At 49.9% G+C, this 3,451-nt stretch carries 6 protein-coding genes; all 6 read left to right on the forward strand.

Annotated features, from left to right (window positions below; all coding sequences use genetic code 11):
- The coding region (locus H5U02_14710; GenBank protein MBC7343671.1) for a prepilin peptidase at positions 1 to 324 on the forward strand (324 nt) is incomplete at its 5' end.
- Positions 267 to 755, forward strand: coding sequence for a prepilin-type N-terminal cleavage/methylation domain-containing protein (locus H5U02_14715; protein MBC7343672.1), 489 nt, complete (start codon positions 267 to 269; stop codon positions 753 to 755). The genes H5U02_14710 and H5U02_14715, both read left to right, overlap by 58 nt.
- Positions 752 to 1,162 (forward strand): hypothetical protein, encoded by a 411-nt coding sequence (locus H5U02_14720; GenBank protein MBC7343673.1) that lies wholly within the window; start codon positions 752 to 754, stop codon positions 1,160 to 1,162. Before H5U02_14715 ends, H5U02_14720 begins: the two co-directional genes overlap by 4 nt.
- 3 nt (positions 1,163 to 1,165) lie before the next feature.
- The gene (locus H5U02_14725; protein MBC7343674.1) at positions 1,166 to 1,624 is read left to right on the forward strand and encodes a hypothetical protein; all 459 of its coding nucleotides are present in this window, start codon (positions 1,166 to 1,168) and stop codon (positions 1,622 to 1,624) included.
- A complete protein-coding gene (locus tag H5U02_14730) occupies positions 1,621 to 2,538 on the forward strand; it encodes a hypothetical protein (GenBank protein MBC7343675.1) in 918 nt (305 codons plus the stop codon). The genes H5U02_14725 and H5U02_14730 overlap by 4 nt, the downstream gene beginning before the upstream one ends.
- Before the next feature lie 28 nt (positions 2,539 to 2,566).
- Positions 2,567 to 3,427, forward strand: a complete 861-nt coding sequence (locus H5U02_14735) for a hypothetical protein (protein MBC7343676.1) — start codon at positions 2,567 to 2,569, stop codon at positions 3,425 to 3,427.
- The last annotated feature ends 24 nt before the right edge of the window (positions 3,428 to 3,451 follow it).

Here is a 3,451-nt window from a genome sequence, read left to right on the forward strand (position 1 = left end):
GCTGTTGCTGGCGGAGGGTTTCTTTGGTTAGTTGGATTTTTAAGCCGAGGGGGCATGGGGGGAGGAGATATCAAATGGGGATTGGCGATTGGGTTGTTCTTGGGGTGGCAGGGGGCTATGGTAGCTATCTTCGTTGCTTCTCTAACCGGGGCTTTGGTAGGACTGGGATTGGTAGTTATCCGTCGGCGCAGTAAAAAGGATCCCATTGCTTTCGGACCTTTTCTTTCCTTAGGTGCGGTGGTAGCCGGTTTCTGGGGACAGCAAATATGGGGATGGTATCAATTCGCAGTTCACAGCACGATTCTAACTTCGGCTTCACTCTGATAGAAGTATTAGTGGTATTAGTTATTATGGGCATGGCCTTTTTAATAACTTTGCCGGCCCTCAGCTCCTCTTTATCTGGATTGTACTTAAGGATGTCGGCACGGCAAATAGTCAGCGACCTACGGGAAGCCCAGCAGGTGGCGGTTGCCGAGACCTTTTCTCCTTATGTGCTGTTCAGCGTCTACCGTCCCGGTTCGGTTTCCAACTTTTACGAGCTACATATTTTCAGGGATAACTTGGTACGCAGCCGAAGGGTATATCTCGACGACTCAGTAAAGATGACGCAGGCGACTTTTCCGGATCGGCGATTAGTTTTCGACACCAAGGGTTCCCCTACTGCCTATGGCATTATCCAGTTGGAGGATAATTATGGTCACCGAGTCCGTATCCAGGTTCTCTTGATAACAGGGAGGGTGCAAATAATAGAATGAGGTTTTGGCGTCAAAACCATGGAACCACATTGCTGGAAGTTATTATCACTGCCCTGCTGGTGACAGTGCTCTCCATACCAACCGTTGAGATATGCATCCGGGTTTCAAGATTAACCCAGGAGGGCAGTTTCCAAACTGTGGCCATGAACCTAGCCCAGGGCAAGTTAGAAGAACTCAAGGCGCTGTCGTGGGACGAGTTGGAGCAATTGGAGGGAAGCCATAGTAGCGAGATTCTTACTATCAACCGGAGCTCTTGGGTTTGCCATTATCAAATCAGTACTGACGATCCCATTGGGGGACCAGGAGCTGTAAAGCAGATTGTGGTATATGTGTATCGCTTAAGTAATAATCAGGGCGAGAAGCCATGCCTGGAGGCTACTTTAACTTCCCTGGTCGGGAGGTATTGATTATTGGTCAGGGGTAGATATAATGCTGGTTTTACCCTGATTGAAGTTGTACTTGCCGCTATGCTTATGATGCTCATATGGGCTGTCTTCTATAGTGTGACCACCGCTACCGTGGCTAGGGTAAATGAGGAGGAGGAGATCATTGATGCTCAACAAAACGTTCGCTTGGTCATGGACCGGTTGAGCCGGGAGCTACGCCAAGCCAAAAGGGTTGAGGCTTTCGGGGAGAACTGGATTAGCTTTCGGGATGTAAATCAGCGGCTCATCAGGTATTACTTAGACGGTGAAGGCGAAATCCAGCGGGCTGTCAGTGGAGGCGGCAACAATATCGTGGCATACGGTATCGATAGGTTGCATGTCTTCTGGGACCCCGAACGGTGCTCAGTATATTTGACCGTTTATGCCCAAAAGCACCGATTTGCGGCTAGAACCACCGTCAACGTAAGGGTGGAAAACCATTGAGTAATGACGCAATCCACGATTCCGGCCAAATTGCCATCCTTTCCGTATTGCCGTTAATGATCCTATCTGTAGTTGCGGGAATCTTATTAGTCGTGGGGTTAGGCGAAGCCAGGATAGCGAGGTCAAATTCAGCGCAAATTGAGGCCCTGACCATAGCTGAGGCAGGAGCAGAGAAGGTTCTAGCTCGGTTAGGGTCGGACCCATATTGGGAATATTGGCCTAAAGAGTGGACAAAATCATTTGTCAATGTTCCGCTCGGAGATGGATACATTGCCGAGGCAAGCATGGTTTCTTTGGGCAATAGCATCATGGTCAAGGCGGTAGGGAAGAAAGACTCTTTCGATGGCCGAACGGCACGCCGGGGGGTGCAGGTTAAGATTAGGTGGCAACTACCTTCCCTAAGCGGTGCCCAAGCTATAAATCTTTTGGGGGAATATCCAGACCTGAAACCTAAGTTTAATGACTTTTACCAACGGGCTGCCTACACTTTCTCTGGACCAACAGAAATATCCTCTGCTAGCTTAAACGGGAAAAGCGGAGTCATTTTTGTAAATGGTAATTGCCGCCTGAGCTCCTTGGGCACGTATAGTGGGCATATGGCTATAGTTGTAGCCGGCAAGCTCGAGGTTGAAGGGTATTGCCAACCGGCCGATAGTAACAGTGGGTTAGTCTTGGTAGCGCAGGGGGATGTTCGCTTGCTCCCCTCGGCTGTGCAAGCGGTTATCATAAGCGAGGGTTCGGTTATAGCCGAGGCCGGCTCAGAACTTACCGGAATGGCCTTTGCCAACGATTTTGTTTGTGATCCTGAGAGTAGCGCAACGTTTTCAGCCGCGCTCACCGCTGAGGTTGAGAGACTACTACCCGGAGCTAGTTTTCGCATCGAATCGTGGCAGGAAGAGTACCCGGTGTTTTGATTCAGCGGAGAAAGGAGTTAACAAGGTTTTGGCAACTAGAAGCATGATAGGATTGGATTGGGGCAATACCTCCATCAAGGCGATTAAAGTTATATTTGAAGGAAAGAGAGCTATTCTTGAAGCGGCCATGGAGTCCGGGTTAGACGGCGAACCCTGGGAGGAAGCAATGAGATATGTACTTGAGTCTTTAGGAATTAGGGGGAACCTGCCAGTATGCGCTACGTTACCATCTCGCCTGATTACCAGCGGCAAGTCCCTTATGCCTCCGATAGGCATTAGCGACATTAAAAAGGCATTGAGGTGGGAACTAGCTCAATATGTCAGCACTAACGGCCAAGAGATTACTTACGACTTTGCTGTGGTGGGCAATTCGGCTGCAAATGGGGAAAGAGAAGTAGTGTGGGCTGCCACCCGTACAGCTTTAGTCAAGCAGTTGTACAGCTTTCTAGCTAAGTTAAAACTGAGATTAATTGCAGTAGAGGTCTCGCCTTTTCCGCTGCTACGGTTAGAATCTCCCAGGAATACCAAAGTCTTGCTGGCCGATCTGGGCTCCTCACAGCATACCCTATGCCTAGTTGAAGGCGGGATCCCATTAATGCTTGCTTCCTTTGATAGGCGCCAGGTCAGGTCCCTGTTAGCTTCCTCGGCCATTGCTTTCGGCGCCCGTGGCGTAAGAACTGAATTGTACGGAGGAGGGGCTCTTGATTCTGGTAATCGAGAGTTTTACAGCCAGACTTTGGGGAGCACGGTTAGCGCTTCGGGTGTCCCTTTTAGCGAAGGCCTGGTCGCAGGGCTGATCGCGCCCGAATACCTAGTTGAAGGTAGAGCTGCACTCCTGCCTCAATTTGCCATGGCTTTGGGTTTAGCCCTAAAGGGGTGGCGGCGATGAAAAAAGAAATCAACCTTTTGCCAG

This window comes from Clostridia bacterium, from assembly GCA_014360065.1.
In the GTDB taxonomy this organism is placed as follows: domain Bacteria; phylum Bacillota; class DSM-521; order Neomoorellales; family JACIYF01; genus JACIYF01.

What these genes read in the sequence shown, in the direction of transcription:
- H5U02_14720 (MBC7343673.1), top strand. Translation starts at nt 752, where the DNA reads ATGAGGTTTTGGCGTCAAAACCATGGAACCACATTGCTGGAAGTTATT.
- H5U02_14715 (MBC7343672.1), top strand. Translation starts at nt 267, where the DNA reads ATGGGGATGGTATCAATTCGCAGTTCACAGCACGATTCTAACTTCGGC.